At 63.8% G+C, this 24,098-nt stretch carries 15 protein-coding genes; 11 read left to right on the top strand and 4 right to left on the bottom strand.

Going from position 1 to position 24,098, the window contains the following annotated elements; genetic code table 11:
* Nucleotides 1-27: 27 nt before the first annotated feature.
* From ABB29_RS16315 to pilH, 9 genes are all read left to right on the top strand, one after another.
* Nucleotides 28-1,164, top strand: coding sequence for a ribosomal protein uL16 3-hydroxylase (locus tag ABB29_RS16315; RefSeq protein ID WP_157062529.1), 1,137 nt, complete (start codon nt 28-30; stop codon nt 1,162-1,164).
* 5 nt (nt 1,165-1,169) lie between these two features.
* Nucleotides 1,170-2,078 carry a GNAT family N-acetyltransferase gene (locus ABB29_RS16320; RefSeq protein ID WP_057657754.1) on the top strand — a complete coding sequence of 303 codons (909 nt, stop codon included), beginning with the start codon at nt 1,170-1,172 and terminating at the stop codon, nt 2,076-2,078.
* Between the two features lie 213 nt (nt 2,079-2,291).
* Nucleotides 2,292-5,120, top strand: coding sequence for a 2-oxoglutarate dehydrogenase E1 component (locus ABB29_RS06290; RefSeq protein ID WP_057657755.1), 2,829 nt, complete (start codon nt 2,292-2,294; stop codon nt 5,118-5,120).
* Nucleotides 5,121-5,178: 58 nt separating this feature from the next.
* On the top strand, nt 5,179-6,396 hold the full coding sequence (gene sucB / locus ABB29_RS06295; protein WP_057657756.1) for a dihydrolipoyllysine-residue succinyltransferase: 1,218 nt from the start codon (nt 5,179-5,181) through the stop codon (nt 6,394-6,396).
* Between the two features lie 130 nt (nt 6,397-6,526).
* Entirely contained in the window at nt 6,527-7,963 is a 1,437-nt protein-coding gene (gene lpdA, locus ABB29_RS06300; RefSeq protein ID WP_057657757.1) for a dihydrolipoyl dehydrogenase, read from the top strand.
* A gap of 109 nt (nt 7,964-8,072) precedes the next feature.
* Nucleotides 8,073-8,666 carry an LOG family protein gene (locus ABB29_RS06305; protein WP_057657758.1) on the top strand — a complete coding sequence of 198 codons (594 nt, stop codon included), beginning with the start codon at nt 8,073-8,075 and terminating at the stop codon, nt 8,664-8,666.
* A gap of 248 nt (nt 8,667-8,914) precedes the next feature.
* Nucleotides 8,915-9,202: a GIY-YIG nuclease family protein gene (locus tag ABB29_RS06310; RefSeq protein ID WP_057657791.1), complete on the top strand. Its 288-nt coding sequence runs from the start codon at nt 8,915-8,917 to the stop codon at nt 9,200-9,202.
* A gap of 421 nt (nt 9,203-9,623) precedes the next feature.
* Complete coding sequence (locus ABB29_RS06315) at nt 9,624-10,619, top strand: YhdH/YhfP family quinone oxidoreductase (protein ID WP_057657759.1); 996 nt, start codon at nt 9,624-9,626, stop codon at nt 10,617-10,619.
* Nucleotides 10,620-10,719: 100 nt separating this feature from the next.
* Nucleotides 10,720-11,109 carry a twitching motility response regulator PilH gene (pilH, locus tag ABB29_RS06320; RefSeq protein WP_057657760.1) on the top strand — a complete coding sequence of 130 codons (390 nt, stop codon included), beginning with the start codon at nt 10,720-10,722 and terminating at the stop codon, nt 11,107-11,109.
* A 93-nt stretch (nt 11,110-11,202) separates the two neighbouring features.
* Here pilH and ABB29_RS06325 read toward each other — a convergent pair whose 3' ends face one another.
* The gene (locus tag ABB29_RS06325; protein ID WP_057657761.1) at nt 11,203-12,099 is read right to left on the bottom strand and encodes a DnaJ C-terminal domain-containing protein; all 897 of its coding nucleotides are present in this window, start codon (nt 12,097-12,099) and stop codon (nt 11,203-11,205) included.
* 177 nt (nt 12,100-12,276) lie between these two features.
* Here ABB29_RS06325 and ABB29_RS06330 point away from each other — a divergent pair, with 177 nt between their 5' ends.
* Both ABB29_RS06330 and ABB29_RS06335 read left to right on the top strand, forming a co-directional pair.
* A complete protein-coding gene (locus tag ABB29_RS06330; RefSeq protein ID WP_057657762.1) occupies nt 12,277-12,753 on the top strand; it encodes a peroxiredoxin in 477 nt (158 codons plus the stop codon).
* 29 nt (nt 12,754-12,782) lie between these two features.
* Nucleotides 12,783-13,364 carry a ferritin-like domain-containing protein gene (locus tag ABB29_RS06335; RefSeq protein ID WP_057657763.1) on the top strand — a complete coding sequence of 194 codons (582 nt, stop codon included), beginning with the start codon at nt 12,783-12,785 and terminating at the stop codon, nt 13,362-13,364.
* A 25-nt stretch (nt 13,365-13,389) separates the two neighbouring features.
* Here the strand turns inward: ABB29_RS06335 and pbpC are convergent, their stop codons facing one another.
* The 3 genes from pbpC to gyrA form a co-directional block, all read right to left on the bottom strand.
* Nucleotides 13,390-15,783 (bottom strand): penicillin-binding protein 1C, encoded by a 2,394-nt coding sequence (gene pbpC / locus ABB29_RS06340; RefSeq protein ID WP_057657764.1) that lies wholly within the window; start codon nt 15,781-15,783, stop codon nt 13,390-13,392.
* Nucleotides 15,784-15,878: 95 nt separating this feature from the next.
* Nucleotides 15,879-20,867: an alpha-2-macroglobulin family protein gene (locus ABB29_RS06345; RefSeq protein WP_057657765.1), complete on the bottom strand. Its 4,989-nt coding sequence runs from the start codon at nt 20,865-20,867 to the stop codon at nt 15,879-15,881.
* Nucleotides 20,868-21,184: 317 nt separating this feature from the next.
* Nucleotides 21,185-23,911, bottom strand: a complete 2,727-nt coding sequence (gene gyrA / locus ABB29_RS06350) for a DNA gyrase subunit A (RefSeq protein ID WP_057657766.1) — start codon at nt 23,909-23,911, stop codon at nt 21,185-21,187.
* Nucleotides 23,912-24,098 lie beyond the last annotated feature (187 nt).

Here is a 24,098-nt window from a genome sequence, read left to right on the forward strand (position 1 = left end):
CACGCCACCGCCAGGCACTTCCTGGGCATGCCGGCCAGCCGGTTCCTCAAGGAATACTGGCAGAAGAAGCCATTGCTGATCCGCAACGCATTCGCCAATTTCCAGACTCCGCTGCAGCCCGAGGATCTGGCCGGGCTGGCCTGCGAGGAAGCGGCGCTGTCGCGCATCGTCGTCCATGACCGCGAACATGATCGCTGGTCGCTGCGCACCGGCCCGTTCGCCGAAGAAGAATTCCCCGGCATGCCGGATCACGACTGGACACTGCTGGTGCAGGATGTCGACAAGTGGGACCCGGATGTAGCGGCGTTGATTTCACGCTTCGATTTCCTGCCGCGCTGGCGGATGGACGATGTGATGGTCAGCTTCGCCGCCACCGGTGGCTCGGTCGGTGCGCATGTCGATCAGTACGATGTGTTCCTGCTGCAGGCCAAGGGCGAGCGCCGCTGGCAGATCGATGACCGCGCCAATCCGCCGCTGGAGTTCCGGGACGACGTCGAGCTGAAGCTGCTGCGTGAGTTCAGCCCCAGCCATGAGTGGGTGCTGGAACCGGGCGACGTGCTGTACCTGCCACCGGGCGTGCCACACAACGGCGTGGCCGAAAACCCCTGCCTGACCTTTTCCTTCGGCATGCGTGCGCCGTCGGCTTCGGAATTGATGGGTGATTACATTGATACCCTGATAGCCGACGCCGACGAGTCGATCCGCTACCAGGACCCGGATCTGGCGCCGGCCGGCGACGTCCACGAAATCGACGCCAAGGCGATGGCCCGGGTGGTCGAGGCGCTGAACGTGCTGCGGATGAACGACCCCGACAAGCTGGGTGACTGGTTCGGCCGTTTCATCACCACCTACCGCGCCGCCGGTGAAGTCGCGGCCTCGCCCGAGCCACGCTCACGGGTGGAGCTGGAATGGGATCTGGAGCACGGCGCGCCGTTGCACCGACATCCGTTCTCGCGCCTGGCCTGGCGCCGGCGCGCGCAGGCGGCCAGCCTGTTCTGCAGTGGCCTGCAGTTCGACCTGCCGATCAAGGACGCCCAGCGCCTGGCCGCGGCCGAGCTGGTCGATGCCGCTCTTTACAGCGGTCTGTCCGAGGCTGGCCGCGAAGCGGTCAATGCCCTGGCCCAGGCCGGCCATTACCAGTTCGGCATGGACGAAGACGGGTAAAGCCGATGGCCGACCGCGACTTCCACGTCGAACCGATTGATTACGCCAGCGGCGTGGAGGATCTGCGACGGGTGCGCGAAGTCGTGTTCGTGCAGGAGCAGCAGGTGCCACTGGAACTCGAGTGGGACGAGCTGGATCCCCAGTGCCGGCACGTGATCGCCCGCGACCGGCACGGACAACCGATAGGCACCGGCCGGCTGACCCCGCAGCGCAGGATTGGACGAATGGCGGTGCTCGCTGCATGGCGCGGCCGCGGCGTTGGCGACGCCTTGCTGCTGGCGCTGATGCAACAGGCACGCCAGCTCGGCTGGGCCGATGTCAGCCTGCATGCGCAGGTCAGCGCCGAGGGCTTCTATGCCCGCCACGGTTTCGTGCCGCTGGGTGAGCGCTTCCATGAGGCCGGTATTGAACATCAGACGATGCAGCGGCGGTTCGACGGCGCGGTCGCCATCGATGACAGTCGCGCCGCGGTCGCGGCCCTGACCGCGCTGTTGCAGCAAAGCCGGCGCTCACTCTTTATATATAGCCGGGCCCTGGACCCCGGCGTGCTCGACGCCACCGCGCTGCTGGAGGGCATGCGTCGCTTCGCCCAAGGTCGCCGTGGCGCGGTCATCCAGTTGCTGCTGCAGGATGCCGACGCCCCTCAGCGCAACCTGTCGCCGCTGCTGCCGCTGGCCCAGCGCCTGCCCAGCGTGTTCCAGTTCCGCCAGATCCAGGAGCCGGCGGACATGGCCTATCCTTCGGCTTACGCGGTCAATGATCTCGGCGGCTACTACTTCCGCCCGCTGGGACAGCGTTTTGAAGGCGAAGCCGAATGGGACAACCCGGGCAAGGCCCGGCACCTGCGCGATGTGTTCCAGCGGTTCTGGGAGCGTTCACGCCCCTGCAGCGAATACCGCGCCCTCGGACTGTGACCGCCGGCGTCTTGCGTCCCGCCTGAGCCGTGCTTTCCACCCTCATCAGCGCTGACCGGGATGGCCCGGGACGGTCCGGGTCTTTAGTCCAATACGGGTACGCCTTGCCGCTGGCATGCGGGTATAATTCGCGTGGTTTGACATTTCGCGCAGACGGCTCCGTGTTGCCTGCACCATTCGCTTTCGAAACCCCCAAAGCACGCCAACATTATTGTGGACAATCTCCTGAAGCAGTTTGCGCAATCCTCGCAGCTCAACGGAGGCAATGCCTCCTATGTTGAAGACCTGTACGAACAATACCTGGTCTCCCCAGACAGCGTAGGGCCCAAATGGAAAGCCTTTTTTGACGGGTTCAAGGGCCGCGAGGCCGGTGACGTGCCGCATTCGGTGGTCATCGACAACATCGCCGAAGCCGCCCGCCAGGCCAACCGCGGCGTCGTTGCCAGCAGTGGCGGCGGTGATGAGCGCGAACGCCACATCGGTCGCCTGATTACCGCGTACCGTTCGCGTGGCCACCTCGGCGCCAGGCTCGACCCGCTGGGCCTGTCGGAGCCATTCAATCCGCCGGATCTGGATCTGGCCTTCCACAATCTGTCCGAACGCGACCTCGGCAGCGAGTTCAGCACTGGCGGCCTGGCCGGCCAGGCGCGGATGAAGCTGGGTGACCTGCTGGCCCGGCTCAAGGCCACCTACACAGGCTCGGTCGGTGTCGAGTTCATGCACATTCCCGAAGCCGACCAGCGCCGCTGGCTGTACGAGCGGATGGAAGCGGCCGGTGGCAACTACGGTCTGGACGATGACGCCAAGCGCCGCACCCTGGAGCGATTGACGGCTGCCGAAGGTCTGGAACGCTACCTCGGTACCAAATATGTTGGCCAGAAGCGCTTTTCACTGGAAGGTGGCGATTCGCTGATCCCGCTGCTGGACACCGTTATCCGTCGCGCTGGCCAGACCACGGTCAAGGACATCGTCGTCGGCATGGCCCATCGCGGCCGCCTCAACGTGCTGGTCAACACCCTGGGCAAGAGCCCGCGCAAGCTGTTCGACGAGTTCGAAGGCAAGTTCGAGCACGATAACGACCTGGCCCACGCCGGTGACGTCAAGTACCACATGGGCTTTTCGGCCGATATCGCCACTCCAGGCGGCCCGGTGCACACCGCGCTGGCCTTCAACCCGTCGCATCTGGAAATCGTCGACCCGGTGGTCGCCGGCAGCGTGCGTTCGCGCCAGGAACGCCGTGGCGACACCGAGCGCAAGGCGGTGCTGCCGATCATCATGCACGGTGACGCCGCATTTGCCGGCCAGGGCGTGGTGATGGAGCTGTTCCAGATGTCGCAGGCACGCGGCTTTGCCGTCGGTGGCACCCTGCACATCGTCATCAACAACCAGATTGGCTTCACCACCAGCGCCCGCGACGACGCCCGCTCCACCCTGTACTGCACCGACGTCGCCAAGATGATCGGCGCACCAGTGCTGCATGTGAACGGTGACGACCCGGAAGCGGTGGTGTTCTGCGCCAACCTGGCCTACGACTTCCGCCAGCAGTTCAAGAAGGACGTGGTCATCGACCTGGTCTGCTATCGCCGTCACGGCCACAACGAGGCCGACGAACCGGCGGCGACCCAGCCGGTGATGTACCAGACCATCCGCAAGCACCCGACCACCCGCGAGCTGTACGCCAAAAAGCTGGAAAGCGAAGGCGTGATCGCCGCCGACGGCGGCAAGGCGCTGGCCGACGAATACCGCGACAAGCTGGATTCGGGCGAGCGCACCACCGAACTTGCCAAGGACAAGGCCGATGATCTGGTCATCGACTGGGGCAAGTACCTGGCCGGCAAGATCACCGATCCGGTCAACACCACGGTCAAGCGCAAGAACCTCGACCAGCTGGCCAAGATCATCAACACCATCCCGGATGGCGTTACCCTGCATCCGCGCGTGGCCAAGATCTACGACGACCGCATGAAGATGCTGGCCGGCGAGCTGCCTGCCGACTGGGGTTTCGCCGAAAACCTGGCCTACGCCACCCTGCTGGCCGAAGGCCACGGCCTGCGCCTGGTCGGCCAGGACGCCGGCCGCGGCACGTTCTTCCATCGCCATGCGATCCTGCATGACCAGAAGACCGACAGCTATTACCTGCCGCTGCGCCAGCTGGTCGAAAACCCGGAGACCGCCACCGTCATCGATTCGCTGCTGAGCGAAGAAGCGGTGATGGCGTTCGAATACGGTTTCTCGACCACCGACCCCAACACCCTCAACATCTGGGAAGCGCAGTTCGGCGATTTCGCCAATGGCGCGCAGGTGGTGATCGACCAGTTCATCGCCGCTGGCGAAGCCAAGTGGGGCCGCATCAGTGGCCTGACCCTGCTGTTGCCGCATGGCTACGAAGGCCAGGGTCCGGAACACAGCTCGGCGCGACTGGAACGCTTCCTGCAGTTGTGCGCGCTGGAAAACATGCTGGTCTGCGTGCCGACCACGCCGGCGCAATGCTTCCACATGCTGCGTCGGCAGATGCGGATGACCACCCGCAAGCCGCTGGTGGTGATGACGCCGAAGTCACTGCTGCGCCACAAGCTGGCCGTTTCCAGCCTGGACGAACTGGCCAATGGCGAGTTCCAGCATCTGATCCCCGATGCCAGCGCCGACCCCAAGAAGGTCAAGCGCGTCGTGCTGTGCTCGGGCAAGGTCTACTACGATCTGCTGGAAGACCAGCACAAGCGTGGCCAGGAAGATGTGGCGCTGGTGCGAGTCGAACAGCTGTATCCGTTCCCGCGTGAGATGCTGGCCGCCGAACTCAAGCGCTTCAGCAAGGCCACTGACGTGGTCTGGTGCCAGGAAGAGCCGCAGAACCAGGGCGCGTGGTACCAGATCCGCCACCACCTGAAAGCCTGCCTGGCCGACAAGCAGGTGTTGCACTACGCCGGCCGCCCGCGCTCGCCCTCGCCCGCCGCCGGTCATTTCGCCGAACACGTCGAAGAGCAGCTCAAGCTGGTCGCCGACGCCCTGGTCAACACGTTCGGCAACGATTACGTCGCCGAATAAGTTTCCCTCTCCCAATTCACTGCAACACGTACTCAAAAATCAATAGGACGCCTCGCCCATGGCCACCGAAGTCAAAGTCCCGGTTCTTCCCGAATCCGTTTCCGATGCGCTGATTGCCACCTGGCACAAGAAGGTCGGCGATTCGGTCAAGCGTGACGAAAACATGCTTGATCTGGAAACCGACAAGGTCGTGCTGGAAGTGCCTTCGCCGGTCGACGGCGTGCTCAAGGAAATCAAGTTCAAGGAAGGCGACACCGTGACCAGCCAGCAGCTGCTGGCGATCATCGAGGAAGGCGCGGTCGCCGATGCGCCGGCCGAGGCCAAGAAGGAAGAAGCCCCGGCCAAGGACGCGCCGAAGGCCGAAGCCGCCAAGGCTGAAGCGCCCAAGGCCGCCGCCGCGCCGGCCGCTGCCAGCAAGTCCTCGGCAGACGCGCTGCCGCCGGGTGCGCGCTTCACCGCGGTCAGCCAGAACATCGATCCGGCCCAGGTCGAAGGCACTGGCCGCCGTGGTGCGGTGACCAAGGAAGACCTGATCAACTACGCCAGCGGCAAGACCGCCGGTGTCTCCGGTGGCGCACGTCCGGAAGAACGCGTGCCGATGACCCGCATCCGCCAGCGCATCGCCGAACGCCTGATGCAGTCGAAGGAATCGATCGCCATGCTGACCTCGTTCAACGAGGTCAACCTGAGCAAGGTCGCCGCCGCCCGCAAGCAGATCGGCGAGGAGTTCCAGAAGACCCACGGCGTCAAGCTCGGCTTCATGAGCTTCTTCGCCAAGGCTGCCGCCAACGCGCTGCAGCGCTTCCCGGCGGTCAACGCGTCGGTCGATGGCAAGGACATCATCTATCACGGCTACGCTGACATCTCGATTGCGGTATCCACCGACAAAGGCCTTGTGACCCCGGTGCTGCGCAACGTCGAGCGGATGTCGTTCGCCGACATCGAAAAAGGCATCGGCGACTACGCGAGCAAGGCCCGTGAAGGCAAGCTGGCGCTGGAAGATCTCCAGGGCGGTACCTTCACCATCACCAATGGCGGCACGTTCGGTTCGCTGCTGTCGACGCCGATCGTCAACCCGCCGCAGAGTGCGATCCTGGGCATGCACACGATCAAGGAACGTCCGATCGTCGAGAACGGCCAGATCGTCGCCGCGCCGATGATGTACATCGCGCTGTCCTACGATCACCGCATCATCGACGGCAAGGACGCGGTGCAGTTCCTGGTCGATATCAAGAACCAGCTGGAAAACCCCAGCCGGATGTTGTTCGACCTCTAAGCCCGTAGCCCCTCTCCACCTGGAGAGGTCTGGACGTGGGTCGGCGCGCGTTGCTGCCACCCACTTCCCTTCGCCCGGCGCTCCGCGCCACCTTCCGGCACCATCGCCGGAAGAAGACCAAGGAATCAACATGGCTGAACAATTCGACGTCGTCGTCATCGGTGCCGGCCCAGCCGGCTATCACGCCGCCATCCGCGCCGCGCAACTGGGCTTGAAGACCGCCTGCATCGACGCGGCACTGGGCAAGGACGGCAAGCCTGCGCTGGGCGGCACCTGCCTGCGGGTCGGCTGCATTCCGTCCAAGGCGTTGCTGGATTCGTCGCGCCAGTACTGGAACATGGGCCACCTGTTCGGCGACCACGGCATCAGCTTCAAGGATGCCAGGATGGACGTCGGCACGATGATTGGCCGCAAGGACAAGATCGTCAAGCAGTTCACCGGCGGCATCGAAATGCTGTTCAAGGCCAACAAGATCAAGCCGTTCTTCGGCTTCGGCACCCTGCACAAGGGCAACCTGGTCAAGGTCAAGCAGCACGACGGCAGCGAAGTCGAACTGACCGGTACCAATGTGATCATCGCCGCCGGTTCGGATTCCATCGAGCTGCCGTTCGCCAAGTTCGACGGCGACACCATCGTCGACAACGTCGGCGCGCTGGACTTCACTGAAGTACCCAAGCGCCTGGCCGTGATCGGTGCTGGCGTCATCGGCCTGGAACTGGGCAGCGTGTGGAGCCGGCTGGGTTCCGAAGTGGTGATCCTGGAAGCAATGCCGGAGTTCCTGGCCGCCGCCGACGCCGAAGTGGCCAAGACCGCCGCCCGTGAATTCAAGAAGCAGGGCCTGGACATCCGCCTTGGCGCCAAGGTCAGCAAGACCGACATCAGTGGCAAGGGCAAGAAGAAGGAAGTCGTGGTCAGCTACACCGACGGCAAGGGCGAACAGAGCCTGACCGTGGACAAGCTGCTGGTGGCCGTCGGCCGCCGCGCCGCGACCAAGGGCCTGCTGGCCGATGACGTCGGGGTCAAAATCAATGATCGCGGCCAGATCGAAGTCGACGAACACTGCCATACCGGCGTTGACGGGGTCTGGGCGGTCGGCGACTGTGTGCGTGGGCCGATGCTGGCGCACAAGGGGTTCGAGGAAGGCATCGCGGTCGCCGAACTGATTGCCGGCCTGCCCGGCCACGTCAATTTCGACACCATCCCGTGGGTCATCTACACCGAACCGGAAATTGCCTGGGTCGGCAAGACCGAACAGCAGCTCAAGGATGAAGGCGTGCCGTACAAGGCCGGCAGCTTCCCGTTCGCCGCGGTCGGTCGCGCCGTTGCCATGGCCGAGCCCGCGGGCTTCGTCAAGGTCCTGGCGCATGCCGAAACGGATCTGGTGCTGGGCTTGCACCTAGTCGGTGTCAACGTCTCCGAACTGGTCCACGAAGGCGTGCTGACGATGGAATTCAAGGGTTCGGCCGATGACCTGGCGCGGATCTGCCACGCCCATCCGACCTTGTCGGAGGCCATCCACGATGCGGCGATGGCGGTCAGCAAGCGCGCCATCCACAAGGCCAACTGAGGCGTCCGGTTGCAGCCGGCGACTAGCCGCGCACTGCCGACCTCATCCAAGCAACGCCGGCAACCGCCGGCGTTGTCGTTTCAGCCCCTTCCCACTTCCATCCGTGCCCATGAAAAGCATCTGTGTCTATTGCGGTTCCAACGCCGGCAGCAAGCCGGTCTACGCGCAGCGCGCCAGTGAACTCGGCAGCCGCATCGCCAGCGACGGCATGCGGGTCGTCTACGGTGGCGGCAACGTCGGCCTGATGGGCACGGTGGCCAACGCCGCGTTGGCCGCTGGTGGCGAGGTCATCGGGGTTATTCCGCAACAACTGGCGGATTGGGAAGTTGCCCACCGCGGCCTGACCCAGCTCGAAGTCGTCGGCTCGATGCATGAACGCAAGGCGCGCATGTTCGAACTTTCCGATGGCTTCGTTGCCCTGCCCGGCGGCTTCGGCACGATGGAGGAAATCTTCGAGATGCTGACCTGGCGCCAGCTGGGCATCGGCAACAAGCCATGCGCGTTCCTTGATGTCGATGGCTTCTATGCACCGTTGATCGGCATGATTGATCGCATGGTCGAGGAACGCTTCCTGCACCCGGAACAACGCGCCGACCTCTGGTATGGCAGTGATATCGAACAGATGCTGCAATGGATGCGGGATTATCGGCCGGCGCAGGCAGACAAGTGGATTGATGAAAAGCGGCGAAAGACCTTGGTGTAATAAACACGTCATTGCAATGGCGCGTGGCGACCCGCTTGTTGCTCGCACATTTCGTTCTAAGAGCTGGATCCCGGCGTTCGCCGGGATGACGAGTATTAGCGACGTCGATAAACCCTGTGTTGCCGGTCCTCTCTCACTTCGTCATCCCGGCGCACGCCGGGATCCAGCCTTTGCTCTACGCATTTGATTCGCGCATCCCTTACGTGTCTGCTAGGCTGAAAGACAACGGTCTCCAATGGAAGGAAACCATGAAACAGCCCTGCGTCTACCTCCTTGCCAGTGGGTTTCACGGCACTTTATACCTCGGCGTCACCACCGACCTCATCCGCCGCATCGACCAGCACAAACGCAATCTTGTCGCCGGTTTTACCCGCAGATATCACGTCCACACGCTGGTCTGGTACGAACAACACCCTACCCTGGACAGCGCCATTCCGCGCGAAAAGGCGCTCAAGCAATGGAAACGCGCCTGGAAGATCGAGTTAATTGAACAGAACAACCCGCGTTGGCTGGATCTTTATCCGGGCCTGCTCTGACAGAGCAATCAAAGCTGGATCCAGGCGTGCGCCGGGATGACGAACTGAGAGCCTATCGGTTGCAGGTCATATAAGACTGGGGCCCGGCTCAATCATTGAAGGCCGCTGGGATCACGGAGCGCGAACCTATCTGCTGCAGGAGATATCGGTGCCCCTCAATGCACGTCATCCCGGCGAACGCCGGGATCCAGCATTTTCCATCAACGTTCTTGCATCGATCGCGTATGGCCACAACTTCTTGCAAAGACAATCTGGTTCTCCGCCTCAAGCCAGTCCGACCCAACTGTTCAATACATGCACGTCGCGTCTTTTGGTCCCGGGTCGATAGCCACCATCTGTCGCCCGCCGGCATGGACTTCCTGCCAGCAAGGTTTGCGGGCAGAATCGAATCCTGATTCACGCCTGTTCCGGAGTACCCACGATGAGCCTGCCCCCGTCATTCCCTGCTTTCCGCATCCACAACGATGACGCCGGTTACCGCAGCGGTATCGAATCCATTGGCCTGGAAGATCTGAACCCGGGCGAAGTGGTGATCAAGACCGCCTATTCGTCGGTCAACTTCAAGGATGCGCTGGCCGGTACCGGCGAAGGCAAGATCCTGCGCCAGTTTCCGCTGGTCGGTGGCATCGACGTGGCCGGTCACGTGGTGGCTTCGACCGATGCCTCGTTCAAGGAAGGCGACGCGGTGCTGGTCACCGGCTGCGGACTGAGCGAGAACCGCGACGGTGGCTACGCGGCCTACGCCAGGCTGCAATCGAAGTGGGTGGTGGCCCTGCCCGCCGGGCTGACGCTGCGCGAAAGCATGATCCTGGGCACTGCCGGTTTTACCGCCGCGCTGGCCTTGTACCGCATGCGCGACAACCGGCAGACACCCGAGCTGGGGCCGTTGGCGGTGACCGGGGCCACTGGCGGTGTCGGCTCGCTGGCGGTCAACATATTCAGTCGCGCTGGTTTCGAGGTCCATGCGATCAGCGGCAAGGCGCAGCATGCCGATTACCTGCGTGCGCTGGGCGCCAGCCAAGTACTGGGCCGCGACGCGCTGGCAACCCGGCGGCCGATGGAATCGACCCGCTTTGGCGGTGGCCTCGACAACGTCGGTGGCCCGATGCTGACCAGCCTGCTGGCCCAGACTGCACCCTACGGCAACGTCGCCACCGCCGGGCTGGCAGCCAGTGCCGAACTCGATGCCACGGTCATGCCTTTCATCATCCGCGGTGTGTCGTTGCTGGGCGTGGCCTCGGCTGGCACCGCCCGCGACATACGAGACGATATCTGGCGGCATTTGGCCGACGACTGGAAACCATCGCAGCTGGAGCTGATCTGCCAGCGCGAAACCACGCTGGATGGGCTTCCTGCGGTGTTTGCGGGCATGCTGGCGGGCGATTCGTTCGGCCGCACCCTGGTCAAACTGGATTAAACGGGAACCCGGTCACAGCCCGGGCCGCCGATCCCCCCATTCCTGAGGCTCACATTCGCGTCTACAATCAGCACAGGAACACAAGGGGACTTCCTAGAACATGGCACGAATTCTGATCGTCGACGACTCGCCGTCGCAGTTGCTTGGCATCCAACGCATCGTCGAAAAACTGGGGCATGAATCGCTGACCGCCGAAGATGGCGCAGCGGGCGTGGAAGTGGCCAAGCGCGAACTTCCGGACATGGTGTTGATGGACGTGGTGATGCCGAATCTCAACGGTTTCCAGGCCACCCGCACGCTCAGCCGCGAAGCCACCACCAAGCACATCCCGGTGATCCTGGTGACCACCAAGGATCAGGACACCGACCGCATGTGGGGACTGCGGCAAGGTGCCAAGGCCTACCTGACCAAGCCATTCTCGGAAGAGGAACTGGCCGAAGTCATCGACCGTATTTTCAGTGATACCGGCGCACCGGCTTCGGCCGGCTGATCTCATCCAGCATCAAGCGACCCACGCGCCTGCGCAACCACCGCAGGCGCTATAGTCGATGCCCGTCCCGCTCACCAGCGGTGGTGATATGGCCTAGCCGGTTTCGCCAAAGGCCTTGGCCAGCGCACGATAGGCATCGCGTTGCGAGTCATCGCTGGCACGCGGCGCGGTGATTTCCAGCTCCACGATCTGATCGCCTGCCGGCGTACCAGGCAGACCGCGACCACGCAGGCGCAGTTTGCGGCCAGCATCGGAATCGGCGGGAATCTTCAGATCGACAGAGCCACCCAGCGTCGGCACGCTCAAAGTGGCGCCCAATGCCGCCTGCCAGGGCGTCACCGGTAGCACGAAGATGATGTTGCGACCGTCGACCTCGAACTGGGGATGTGCGGCGTATTCGATTTCCAGCAACAGGTTGCCGCCACCGCGGCCCTGCCCGGCCAGCCGGATCACCTGTCCGGGCTTGACGCCCTTGGGTACGCGCACGTCCAGTTGCTTGCCGTTGACGGTCACCCGCACGCTGTCGCCCTGGTACACCGCGCTCAGCGGCACTGCAAGCTTGGCCCGGGTGTCGCGTGGCATCTGCGGTCCGCGCGGTTGCGGCCCGGCACCCTGGCGCGCACGCTGGCCAAACAGGCCCTCGAAGAAATCACTGAAACCGCCGCCACCAGCGCCACCACTGCCAAACACCTCTTCGAAATCGAAGCCCTGGCCGCCGCCGTAACCACCCTGGCCGAAGTCCGGCGGCGGCCGGAATTCCTCGCCAGGCCGATAGCCCTGCGCACGCAGTTGATCATAGGCGGCGCGCTTCTGTGGGTCGCGCAGCGCCTCATAGGCCTCGTTGACGGCCTTGAACTGGTCCTCGGCACCGGATTCCTTGCTGACGTCGGGATGGTACTTGCGGGCCAGGCGCCGGTATGCGGTCTTGATTTCAGCGTCACCGGCCGTCGGCTCGACGCCAAGAATGCTGTAGTAGTCCTTGAATTCCATACCAAAAGGCCGTGTGGGGAAGGTCCATTTTAACGCTGCCCTGCTGGCGCGTGTTACGTCCTTGTCTGGGCCGGCGCGCGCGCCATGGCGGCCGCCGAAGCGTATGACCGGGCTGACGACTGCGCGATCCTAACGTTGGGGTTGGCATCATCGGGGTCCATTCCAAGGAAGCATCCCATGTCCATCGAGATCGGTCAGTCCATCCCCGAAGTCACCCTCAAGCGTATCCGTGACGGCGTCGAAACCGTCGACACCAAGGCCCTGTTCGACGCGCGCAAGGCGGTGTTGTTCGCAGTGCCCGGCGCTTTTACCCCGACCTGCTCGGAAAAACACCTGCCCAGCTTCGTCAATCATTTCGACGACTTCCGCAAACGCGGCATCGAAGTCTATTGCCTGTCGGTCAACGATCCGTTCGTGATGCAGGCCTGGGGCAAACAGCAGCACGTGCCCGATGGCATGCAGATGCTGGCCGACGGCAACGCCGATTTCGTCAAGGCGCTGGGCCTGGAAATGGATGCCAGCGGCTATGGCATGGGCGTACGCGCCAAGCGCTTCGCGCTGTATGCCGAAGACGGCGTCGTCCGCCAGCTGTTCATCGAGGCCCCCGGCGAATACAAGGTGTCGTCGGCCGAACACGTACTTGAAAGCATCTGAACCCTTTTCACTGATCCAGAGGCCAGCCAATGAGCAAACAGCCAGCCAAGCCGGCAACACCGGCAGACAATTCCAGCAACGCCGGTTTCACCGACCGTGACACGCTGCGCGCCGCCGCGCGCCAGCACGTGGAGGACGGTGCCATCACCCCCAGTTACTCGGCCGACCGCCAGACCGTCATCAAGCTGCTCAATGACGCGCTGGCCACCGAGTACGTCTGCGTCCTGCGTTACTACCGTCATTACTTCATGGCCCGCGGCATGCTGGCCGAGTCGGTCAAGGCCGAGTTCCTGGAGCATGCCCAGCAGGAACAGGAGCACGCCCACAAGATTGCCGAACGCATCGTGCAGCTGGGCGGCGAGCCGGACCTGAACCCCGATACCCTGACCGCCCGCTCGCACGCCGAGTACAAGGAAGGCGGCAGCCTGCGCGACATGGTCAAGGAAAATCTGATTGCCGAACGCATCGCCATCGACAGCTATCGCGAAATGATCAACTACATCGGCGACCGCGACACCACCACCAAGCGCATCCTGGAAAGCATCCTGGCCCAGGAAGAAGAGCACGCCGACGAGTTTTCCGATCTGCTCGACGGTTGGATTGGCGACTGAAAGCCGTCATCGACCGCGCGATGCCTCAGCGTGTCGCGCGGTCGCTGTCGATCACCTGGTAGCCGATCCGGGTCCAGGCCCCGGCCTGCGACATCGCGGTCAGCGTATGCCGGCCCGGCTGGTTGAAGTCATGCACGAACGGTTGGCTGCCGGTGGTCTGTGCTATCCAGCGTCCATCCAGCAGCCATTGCAACCGCTGCTGGCTACCGACGGCATGCACGCGCAGGCGTAGACCGTCGCGGTTGCCGGGCGCGGCCAGCAAGGTCGAACCATCCTTGATCCCGATCACCTGCAGCTTGGCCACGGCCTCACGACCATCGTCGCTGCAGTCGGCGGCCAGCGCCGGCAATTGCGACGCGGCAAGCTCCGCGCGCGACAACCACGGCTGGGCCAGGGCCGGCCAGCGCGCCAGGCTGGCGGCGACGGTCGCGTGTTCACGCGTGCATGTCGCGCTGACCCGCCGGCCGCTGCCTGCATCGACCTGGTAGTCAATGCGACCGGCCTGCCAACGCTGCGCGTCGCGTTCGGCGAAGGTCGGCGGAACCGCCCCATCCAGTATCCATGCCTCGTGTTGTCGCTGGCACAGCCCCGGAGTCGCCGGGTCCGGTGCGGTCCCCAGCGGCCAGCAGATCATCTGTCGCGACACCGAACCGGGCGCCGCTGATCCGGCATTGGCGCGGGTACCGGGCAGGCTGTCAACGACCTCGAACATCAGCGGCAACGCCGTCACCGCTCCATATTGCCCCGGCAGCGGGGTGCCATCCGGGCGCCCTACCCAGACGCCGACGGTATAGCGGGCGGTGCTGCCAATCGCCCAGGCGTCGCGATAGCCATAGCTGGTGCCGGTCTTCCATGCCACCGGCGGCCGCCGGCTGGTGTCAAAGGTGTCGCCGCCATATCCCGGGCGTGGATGTTCCTCGAGAATCGTGCGGATGATCCAGCTCGCGCCGGGACTCAGCAGGCGTCGCTGCTGTAGCGGCTCCGTCGGCTGGTAACGGACCCGGCCGGCAATACCGTTGCGGTTCAATGCTGCGTATGCCGCGACCAGATCCTCCAGGGTCGCGCCAACACCACCCAGCACCAGCGACAGGTTGGGCCGTGCTCCGCGTGGATAGCGCAGGCGCACGCCGGCATTGGCCAGCCGGGCGGAAAAGCGTTCCGGGCCCAGCCGGTCCAGCACGTCCACGGCCGGCACGTTGAGCGACTGCCGCAACGCATCGGCCACCGCGACCGGGCCATGGAAAGCGGTATCGAAGTTGCCCGGCCGATAACCGGAGAAACTCTGCGGCGCATCCACCAGCAGGCTCTGCGAATGTATCAATCCATCGTCCATGGCCAGGCCGTACAGGAACGGCTTGAGGGTCGAGCCTGGCGAGCGCGAGGCCCGCACCATGTCGACGTGGCCAAGCCGGGCCTTGTCGGCGAAAGCAACAGAGCCGACATAGGCGCGTGCTTGCAGGGTCCGGTTGTCGACCACCAGCAAGGCCGCGGAGGTGCGTTCCGGCAGCTGCGAAAAATAGGTCGCCACCCGCTCTTCCAGGGTCCGCTGCAGTTGCGAATCCAGGGTGGTCTGGATCCGGCTCCGACGTGGCTGCTGCTGGCGCAATCGCTGTGCCAGCAGTGCCGCATGCAGCGGAGTCCGCAACGAGCGTGCGACCACGGTTTCGACCTTCGCATCATCAACTTCGGCCCGGCTCCACACCTGCAGGTCGGCCATCCGTTGCAGCACCTTGTCACGTGCGGCCTGTGCAGCCTGCGGATGCCGATCCGGGCGCAACCGGCTTGGCGCTTGCGGCAGCACTGCCAGCAATGCCGCTTCCGCGTGCGACAAGCGCGATGCCGGCTTGCCAAGGTAGGCCCAGCTGGCCGCCTCGACACCCTCGATGGTGCCGCCGAATGGCGCACGTTGCAGGTACAGAGTAAGAATCTGCGCTTTCGACAGATGCACTTCCAGCTGCAATGCACGCAGCATCTGCCGCAGCTTGCCGGAAACGCTGCGCGAGTCCTGATCGTCCAGCAGACGTGCGACCTGCATGGTCAGGGTCGAGCCGCCGGAGACGATCCGCCCATGCTGCAACCACTGCCCGGCTGCGCGCGCCAATGCTATCGGATTGACCCCGGGATGCCGCCAGAACCAGCGGTCTTCGTAATTCAACAGGGCCTGCAGGTATAGCGGCGACACCTGGTCGATCCGGGTCGGATAGCGCCACACGCCATCAGCATCGGCAAACGCGCGCAGCGGCGTGCCATCCGCGGCCAATACCAGCGTGCTGGTATCGGCCTGACGTGGCAATGGCGGCGGGAACAGAATGTCCAGCAGCAACAACGTTGACAGCAGCGCCACCGTGCCCCAGCGCAGCCACGGCCAGCACCGCCGTAGACGTTGCCTCAGCCGTTGGCGCGGTGCTTTACCCTGCATGTGCGGTGGCTGCGATCATCGATGGCAGCGCCCGCCTGCAACGGGCGCGCCATGTTGTCGCCTGTGGAGGCGGCACCGTCGCTGCATGGCAGCCGTCAGGGTTGTACCACCGTCAGCCGCGCCAGCGGCGAACGGCCGACACCGCGGATATCCGGTCGGTACATGTCCTCGACCAGCGGCGGCGGCACACCATAGTTGCCAGGCGTCACCGCACGCACCAGATAGAAGACCTTGGCCGTGCGGCCACGATCCAGGTCCAGGGCGGCGACATAACGATCTTCGCGGAACTCCTCGTGCTTGATCGTGGAAGCGTCATCACGGTCGTTGATGCTGATGCCGTCGACCACCACGTCGGCCCACTGTTTGGCATCGCCCAGATTGAAATTCTCGATCTCCAGTCCAGCCGGCAACAGATCGGTCAGCAACGCATCGGGCATGTCGACGTCGCTGCGGATCGCCAATCGCACGATCAACGCATCACCCTCTTTCAGCGCCCCACCCTGCCACGGCTTGCCATCAGTGGTGTAGTAGCTGCGCTCGATGCCGATCTGGCTGGTATCGACCGCCGGTGCGCTGCGCGGAATGCCGGTGACTTCGAGGCTGGCGAACAGCGGTGGCTCGCCCTTGGGAGTGAAGCTGACACCACTGGCCAGCGCCGGGTAGTCGACATCGCGAGCAAACAGCCGGTCAGGAGCGATTGCCTGCACCTGCGCGCCCACGCTCCATTCACCGGACAGCAGTTTCTGCTGGTCCAGCATCAAGGCCTTGCCCATCCGGGCCAGCGCCACCTGCTCCTGGGTGCTCAAATAGGTCCAGCCACGTTGCCGACGGACTTCCATTTCCCGTCCCAGTTTGATCGAACGGGCATCGTAGGCCGGCTTGGACAGCTTGTTCTCATGCACCAGCGCAATCATCAGCGCGTCATCGCGAATCGACGAACCATAGTCGCCCAGGTAACGCTGACGGCGCTGATCCTGCTTGGCGAAACCGGCGGCAATCGCTCTTTCGCCGCGGGCCTTGTCACCCTGCAATGACAGCGCGATGCCCAGATGGACCAGCGGCAGCCCGGTCAGGCTGTTGCCGCGCTGGTTGTCGTACAGCGTGCGCAAGGTGCCCAGTGGTGCCCGGTTGACCCGCGCCAGTACATAGCCGGCATAGGCCTGGTTGGCGAAACGCAGGTGATCGCGTTCGTCATAACCATAGAACTGCTCGCCACCGGCCAGCAGATCTTCGCTGAGGCGATTGAGTGCCTTCTGCAGCACGCTGTCCGGCACATTGAAGCCGGCATCGCGTGCGTCCAGCAGGAACTCGGCGATGTACGGGGTCAGAATCGGGCTGATGTAATCGTCGTTGCCCCACATCGAGAAGTTGCCATTAGCGACCTGCATCGATGACAGCCGCCCGAATGCACCTTCCATCCGCTCGCGGCGCTTGTCGGCAGGCAGACCCTTTACCCCTAGCGATTTGGCCGTATCGGCGTCCAGGATCAACGCAGCGAAACCCTTGCTGGTGGTCTGCTCGGCGCAGCCATACGGGTAATCAAGCACCTGCTTCAATGCACTGGCAAACGGCACCGGCGGCAGCGCGCTGAGGGTCATCCGCGCGCTGACCGAGGCTGGCATCAGACCGTCGGCCAGGCTGGCATCCATCCGCACCGGCTTCATCGCGTCCAGCACCTGGGTGCTGGAGCGCATCACCGACGGCCAACCGGCGCGTACCGGCAGATCGTAGCGGCGATCGACGTTGAATCCGTTGCCTTCCACCCGTATCCGTACCTTTGCGGTCGTATAGCCTTCCTGCGCCAGCAGCGGGAAATTCAAGGTGGTCTTGGCGTCCGCCTTCAGCGCCATCTGGCGCTTGCCGTTTTCCACCGCCAACGGGCCTTCACCGTCGATGCGGACCGCGAATTCGCCCGCTTTGCCGGTGAAATTCTGCAGATCCAGGGTCAAGGTACTGCGATCACCCGGTGCCAGCACCCGCGGCAGGCTGGCTTCGGCCAGGATCGGCGCGCGCACCTGCACCTCGCGATCACGGTTACCGTATTGCTGGTCCGAATAAACCAGTGCCGACACCCGCAACGTACCGTTGAAGTCGGGTACGTCCAGCGCGATCCGCGCATTGCCCTTGGCATCAAGTTTGACCGCGCCGGAGAACAGATCCACGGTCTGCACCTTGGCGGTCGGGCGCTTGGCCTGCGGCAAGGCAGTCAACGCCATGTCGCCACCGAACTTGATCCGCGCGCTATCGCCGTCGAAGCTCTCGATAACCCGGCCATAGATGTCGTAAGCATCCACCCCAAGTCGGCGCTGGGCGAAGAAATAGGCATTGGCGTCCGGCACCGGGAAGCGGGTGATGTTGAGGATGCCTACATCTACCGCCGATACCGTCACGTAGGCCTGTTTGCCGGCCAGTTGCGGCACGCTGACAGTCACCGGCAATGCCCGTTGCGGACGCATCTGGGTCGGCAGCGACAAGCCCACCGCTACCCGTCGCCCGGCACGCCCCATCGGTACATGGGCCACGCCAACCGCACGCGCCGGAGTAATCTTGCTCGGCGCCGAGCCGCCACGGAACACCAGCGCGGTGACGTACACATCATGGCGTTCCCAGTCCTCGGTGACCGGAATCGAGAAGGTGCTGCCGGGCTTGCCGTCACCGCCCTTCACCTCGATATCCTGTACGTAAAGCATGTGATCGCTTTCGACCATCAACACGCCGTTGCCTGCATGCGGCGGGGTGACCGTGACCTTCATTGTGTCGCCAGCACGGTAACTGGTCTTGTCCAGCGCCAGCTTGACCTTGTCCGGACGCGCGTCCAGGCCACGGTTCTCATCCTCCCAGCTCCAGCCGGCATTGAACGGATAACGCATGGTCAGGCCGCTGGCGGGATCGAATATCTCCAGCCGATAGGCGCCCCATTCGACCGGGAAGCTGATCCTGGTGGCGCTGTTACCTACATCAATCGTGCGGGTTTCCAGGTTTTCGTAGCGGCGGGTGAAGTCGTAGTCCCAACCGCTGTCGTCGTCGTAGTTCCAGTGATAATCGCGGTGCTCGCGGACCAGCGTCGCTTTCAGGCCCTTGCCCGGCTGCGGCTGACCTTTGGCATCCAGACGCACCACTTCAAAGCCGGCGTTGGCATTGGCATCAGCGCCGTCCTTGTCGTCGAACAGCGGCCGCACCCCGACCAGTGCAGTGGCCGGCCACATCACCCGCTTCAGGGTTCGGCTGACCGTGCGGCCGCCGCTTTCATAGACGCTGCCAGATACCACCGCGGCGACCGTCGTCGCCGTCTTGGCGTCGATCGGCAGATCAATCGCCTGGCTGTAAACGCCTTTGTCGTCGAACTGCGCATCGGCGACATCCTTGGCTTCACGCGGCAGCTCGACGGTCGGATCGCCGAAGAAGTAGTCCGGCAGTTTTTCCAGCGGGTGCTGTTCAACCGCGACCGCGAGCTTGGCGGTGAAGCGATTGCCATCGGCCGGCGCGCCATACAGATAGGCGGCGCTGGCCTTCAGTTGCAGCGGCTGTCCAGGCTGCAGTACCGACTGCTGCGAATCCAGCTCCAGCTTCATTCGTTCGGGTAGGAATTCCTCGACCCGCACGGTCATCCCCTGCACTGCCTGCTTGCTGTCCGGATCGGTGCGGAATTCCAGTTGCCAGCGACCGGTCGGCGCTTCCTGCGGGATGACCTGCTCGAAGGTGAAATAGCCGAGCGCATCCGGGCTGACCCGGGTTTCGCGGAACATCTTGCCGTCTGGCTGCTTCAGGCGTACGAATACCGGCTGCGAGCTTGTATGGCCGCCCTTGCCCGAACCACTCTTGCCGGGCGCGGCAATCAGTTTGCCGTCACCGTCGCGCAGCAGCGCCGATACCCTCAGGGTTTCACCGGGGCGATACAGATCCCGTCCCGACCAGGCGAACACATCGAACCACGCCTGCTCGCGGCCGGCGACCGCGAATTCGGACAGGTCCAGCGCCGGCTGGTTGAACGACAGCATCGAGATATCATTGCCGCGCTGGGCAATCAGCACCTGGCCTGCATCCAGGGTGTAGTTGAGCAGCGCATTGCCGTTGTTGTCGGTCTTGCCGCGCAATACCGGTTCACCCTTGGCATCGAGCACCCGCAATTCGACCCCGCCGGTGGCCGCGCCGTCCTGCAGCGAGGCGGTATGCACGAACAGGGTGTCCTTGTAGGCCCTTGTATGCAGGCCGATGTCACTGACGGTGAAGAACGCGGTATCGAACTCGCCCGAGTACTTGCCGGTGCGCTTCATCACCGCGAAATACAGACCAGGCTCCTGCAGCTCGGCAATGTCCTGCAACGGCAGATAGGTCAGCGTGCGCTGGTTGGGCTTGCCGGCCAGCACGAAACGGTTGAGATACACCGGCTCGGCCAGCTGTGAAATCGGTTGCTTGTCACCGTAGTCGCTGTCCAGATCCCAGCTGCCACGGCGGCCACCGCGCTGGTATTCGGAGAAGAATCGCGGCAGCGATTTTTCCTTGACCCGCAGGAACTCGACGTCGACTTCATCGACATTGATCGACACCACCGGCAGTCCACGGCTCTCGCGTGCCGGCAGCACACTGCCCTGCGAGGCGAAGCCGACCGCCGGCTCAAGCTGCCCGGTGTGCACGGTCTGGCGCACCGCTTTGCCCAGGCGCGCGCCCTGCGCGGCCAGCAGCTCCGGTTTGATGCTGACCTGGTAGTCCTTGGCCGCTTCCACTGACGGGAAGCGCAGGATCCTGGCCTTGTCGTCCAGTACCCAGCTGCCCTTGATCACCTGGCCCTTGTCACCGCTGACGCTCAGCAGGGCATCGAAATCCTGGCTGCCGACCACTGCCTGGCTGAACTCGACCGCCAACGCCAGTTCACCGTCGTGCTGATCTGGATACATGCCGACCACGGCAAACCCTTTCACGGTCTGCGCCTTGGTCTGGATCGGCTTGCCAGTGGGCTCGGGCAACTGGCCACTTTCGTTGCGTTTGCAGCCAGCCAGCGTCAACGCCAGCAGTACCAGCAGCCAAAGCAGCAACTTGCAGGCGGCGCGCAACCGCGACGGACGTGGGCAGACGGTCCATTGCATAAGGGGCATCCAGAATCGGCGGTGCTGGCAGTATAGAGCGGCAGCGCGGCGCTGGCTTTACAACGAAGGCGCAAAAAAAGCCCGGCTGGGCGGGCTTTTTACTCGGATGTTGCTGATAATCGGCGGCCTCGCCCCCACCCCAACCCCCGTATCCAGTACGGGGCAGGCTCTCCCCCGCAGGCGGAGGAGGGAGATGATCTGTCTCAGCCACAGACCCCGCACAAATTAGACATCACGCAATAAGCTCCCTCCCCCGCTTGCGGGGGAGGGCTGCGGTGGGGGCAACAGGGAAGCAAACCAGCGACGAATCCTGCCGATCAGGCAGCAGGCGGTGCGTCGGTCGATGGCGTCTCGGCTGCTGGTGCATCGGTATCGATGCTGACCTCGCCGTCATCCTCCTCGATTGAGGCATCCAGGCGTTCGACCGCCTGCAGTACTTCGCCTTCGCTCAGTCGCATCAGGGTCACGCCCTGGGTGTTGCGACCGACCTTGGAAATCTCCGAGGCACGCGTGCGCACCAGGGTGCCGCCGTCGGAGATCAGCAGCACTTCATCGCTGCTGTTCAACAGCACGGCGCCAACCAGCGGGCCGTTGCGCTCGGTGGTCTGGATACCGATCACGCCCTGGGTGCCACGACCCTTGCGCGGATAATCGGCCAGCGGGGTGCGCTTGCCGTAGCCGTTCTCGGTCGCGGTCAGGATGTAGCTGCCGGCATCAGCACCTTCGATGATGCCCTCGGCGGCGTTTTCTTCGACGTTGTCGACGACATCGTCGCTGGCATCGTCACCACCGTCATCGGCGTTGGTCGCCTGCTCGGCGACGATCAGGCTGACCACCTTCTCGCCGTCGGCCAGGCGGATGCCACGTACGCCGGTGGCGGTACGCCCCATCGAACGCACTGCGTGCTCGGAGAAGCGCACGGTCTTGCCGTTGCTGGCAAACAACAGCGCGTCGCAGTTGCCGTCGGTCAGGGCCACGCCGACCAGCGCATCACCCTCGTCGAGGTTGATCGCGATCTTGCCGCGGGCCAGACGGTAGGCGTATTCGGTCAGCGGGGTTTTCTTGACGGTACCGTTGCGGGTGGCGAAGAACACGTAGCGGTTTTCGTCGTATTCGCGCACCGGCAACACCGCCTGCACGCGCTCGCCCTCTTCCAGCGGAATCCAGTTGATGATTGGACGGCCACGGGCATTGGGGCCAGCTTCGGGCAATTGATAGACCGACAGCCAGAACACCTTGCCGCTGCTGGTGAAGGTCAGCAAGGTGTCATGGGTGTTGACCAGCCACAGCTGATCGATGAAGTCCTCTTCCTTGGTCGCCGCCGCACTGCGGCCACGGCCACCACGGCGTTGTGCGCGATAGGCACTGGCCGGCTGGCGCTTGGCGTAACCGGAATGCGACAAGGTCACCACCACGTCTTCCGGCTCGATCAGATCCAGGATGTCCAGGTCTTCTTCGTTGTGGCGGATTTCGCTGCGGCGCTCGTCGCCGAATTCGGCCTTGATCGCGGCCAGTTCCTCGCGGATGACCCGCATCAGCTCATCGGGGCTTTCCAGGATGAGTATCAGGCCGGCGATGGTACCCAGCAGCTCGCGGTATTCCTCGGTCAGCTTTTCCTGTTCCAGGCCGGTCAGGCGATGCAGGCGCATCTCCAGGATCTGGGTCGCCTGCACTTCGGTCAGCTGGTAAACCTTGCTGCCGTTGGCCGCTTCCATGAAGCCGACGCCCTTCGGCAGATCTTCAGGACGCGAGGCTTCCGCGCCAGCCGCGGCCAGCAGGGTGCCGACCAGACCCGGTTCCCAGGTCTTGGCGAGCATCTTCTCGCGTGCTTCCTGCGGATTGGCCGAGGTCTTGATCAGCTCGATCATCTCGTCGATGTTGGCGAGCGCGACGGTCAGACCTTCCAGGATGTGGGCACGTGCGCGCGCCTTGCGCAGTTCGAAGATGGTCCGGCGGGTGACCACTTCGCGGCGGTGGCGGATGAACGCCTCCAGCATCTGCTTGAGGTTGAGCAGCTGCGGACGGCCATCGACCAGCGCCACCATGTTGATGCCGAACACCGACTCCATCGGCGTCTGCGAATACAGGTTGTTGAGAACCACGTCGGCCGAGTCGCCGCGCTTGATCTCGATGAAGATGCGCATGCCGTCCTTGTCGGACTCGTCGCGCAGCTCGCTGATGCCTTCCAGCTTCTTTTCCTTGACCAGATCGGCGATCTTCTCGATCAGACGCGCCTTGTTCACCTGGTACGGAATCTCGGTGACGATGATCGATTCGCGACCCGTGCGGTCATCGACCTCGATCTCGGCCTTGGCCCGCATCCGCACCCGGCCACGGCCGGTGCGATAGCCGGCGACAATGCCGCTGGTGCCGTTGATGATGCCGGCAGTGGGGAAATCCGGGCCCGGGATGTACTGCATCAGGCCATCGACATCGATGTCCGGGTCGTCCAGCAACGCGTTCAGACCGTCGATGACTTCCGACAGGTTGTGCGGCGGGATGTTGGTCGCCATGCCGACCGCGATGCCGGCCGAACCGTTGACCAGCAGGTTCGGGAACCGGGTCGGCATGACCGTCGGCTCGAGTTCCTTTTCGTCATAGTTGGGCTGGAAATCGACGGTTTCCTTGTCGATGTCGGCCATCAGTTCATGGGTCAGGCGGGTCATCCGCGCTTCGGTGTAACGCATCGCCGCGGCGCTGTCGCCATCGACCGAACCGAAGTTGCCCTGGCCATCGACCAGCAGGTAGCGCAGCGAGAACGGCTGCGCCATGCGCACCAGCGTGTCGTAGACCGACTGATCGCCGTGCGGGTGGTATTTACCGATGACGTCACCGACGATACGCGCCGACTTGAAGTAAGGCTTGTTGCTTTGCGCGCCCAGTTCGTTCATCGCGAACAGGACACGGCGATGGACCGGCTTGAGGCCATCGCGGACATCCGGGAGGGCGCGTCCCACGATTACGCTCATGGCGTAGTCGAGGTAGCTCTTGCGCATCTCGTCTTCTAGATTGACCGGGATGATTTCCTTGGCGAGTTCAGCCATTCGGGTTCCGTATTTTCAAGGGCGTATTTTCACACGATTGGCGCCAGCCTCCGCCCGCTGCGGCACACTGGGCAGCATGGTGGCGGGTGGGCTTTGACACGGCTTTTGCTATAGCTATCAAGCCTCGCGAGTATAGCACAGCGGGCACCGCCAAGGTGCTGTTTTTTCAGGCTTAAAAGCCGCTCCA

The organism is Pseudoxanthomonas dokdonensis (assembly GCF_001431405.1).
In the GTDB taxonomy this organism is placed as follows: domain Bacteria; phylum Pseudomonadota; class Gammaproteobacteria; order Xanthomonadales; family Xanthomonadaceae; genus Pseudoxanthomonas_A; species Pseudoxanthomonas_A dokdonensis.

Bases quoted from the DNA above. Each gene is read 5' to 3' on its own strand.
- ABB29_RS16315 (WP_157062529.1), top strand. From the start codon at position 28: ATGCCGGCCAGCCGGTTCCTCAAGGAATACTGGCAGAAGAAGCCATTG.
- ABB29_RS16320 (WP_057657754.1), top strand. From the start codon at position 1,170: ATGGCCGACCGCGACTTCCACGTCGAACCGATTGATTACGCCAGCGGC.
- sucB (WP_057657756.1), top strand. From the start codon at position 5,179: ATGGCCACCGAAGTCAAAGTCCCGGTTCTTCCCGAATCCGTTTCCGAT.
- lpdA (WP_057657757.1), top strand. From the start codon at position 6,527: ATGGCTGAACAATTCGACGTCGTCGTCATCGGTGCCGGCCCAGCCGGC.
- ABB29_RS06305 (WP_057657758.1), top strand. From the start codon at position 8,073: ATGAAAAGCATCTGTGTCTATTGCGGTTCCAACGCCGGCAGCAAGCCG.
- ABB29_RS06310 (WP_057657791.1), top strand. From the start codon at position 8,915: ATGAAACAGCCCTGCGTCTACCTCCTTGCCAGTGGGTTTCACGGCACT.
- ABB29_RS06315 (WP_057657759.1), top strand. From the start codon at position 9,624: ATGAGCCTGCCCCCGTCATTCCCTGCTTTCCGCATCCACAACGATGAC.
- pilH (WP_057657760.1), top strand. From the start codon at position 10,720: ATGGCACGAATTCTGATCGTCGACGACTCGCCGTCGCAGTTGCTTGGC.
- ABB29_RS06325 (WP_057657761.1), bottom strand. From the start codon at position 12,099: ATGGAATTCAAGGACTACTACAGCATTCTTGGCGTCGAGCCGACGGCC.
- ABB29_RS06330 (WP_057657762.1), top strand. From the start codon at position 12,277: ATGTCCATCGAGATCGGTCAGTCCATCCCCGAAGTCACCCTCAAGCGT.
- ABB29_RS06335 (WP_057657763.1), top strand. From the start codon at position 12,783: ATGAGCAAACAGCCAGCCAAGCCGGCAACACCGGCAGACAATTCCAGC.
- pbpC (WP_057657764.1), bottom strand. From the start codon at position 15,783: ATGCAGGGTAAAGCACCGCGCCAACGGCTGAGGCAACGTCTACGGCGG.
- ABB29_RS06345 (WP_057657765.1), bottom strand. From the start codon at position 20,867: ATGCAATGGACCGTCTGCCCACGTCCGTCGCGGTTGCGCGCCGCCTGC.
- gyrA (WP_057657766.1), bottom strand. From the start codon at position 23,911: ATGGCTGAACTCGCCAAGGAAATCATCCCGGTCAATCTAGAAGACGAG.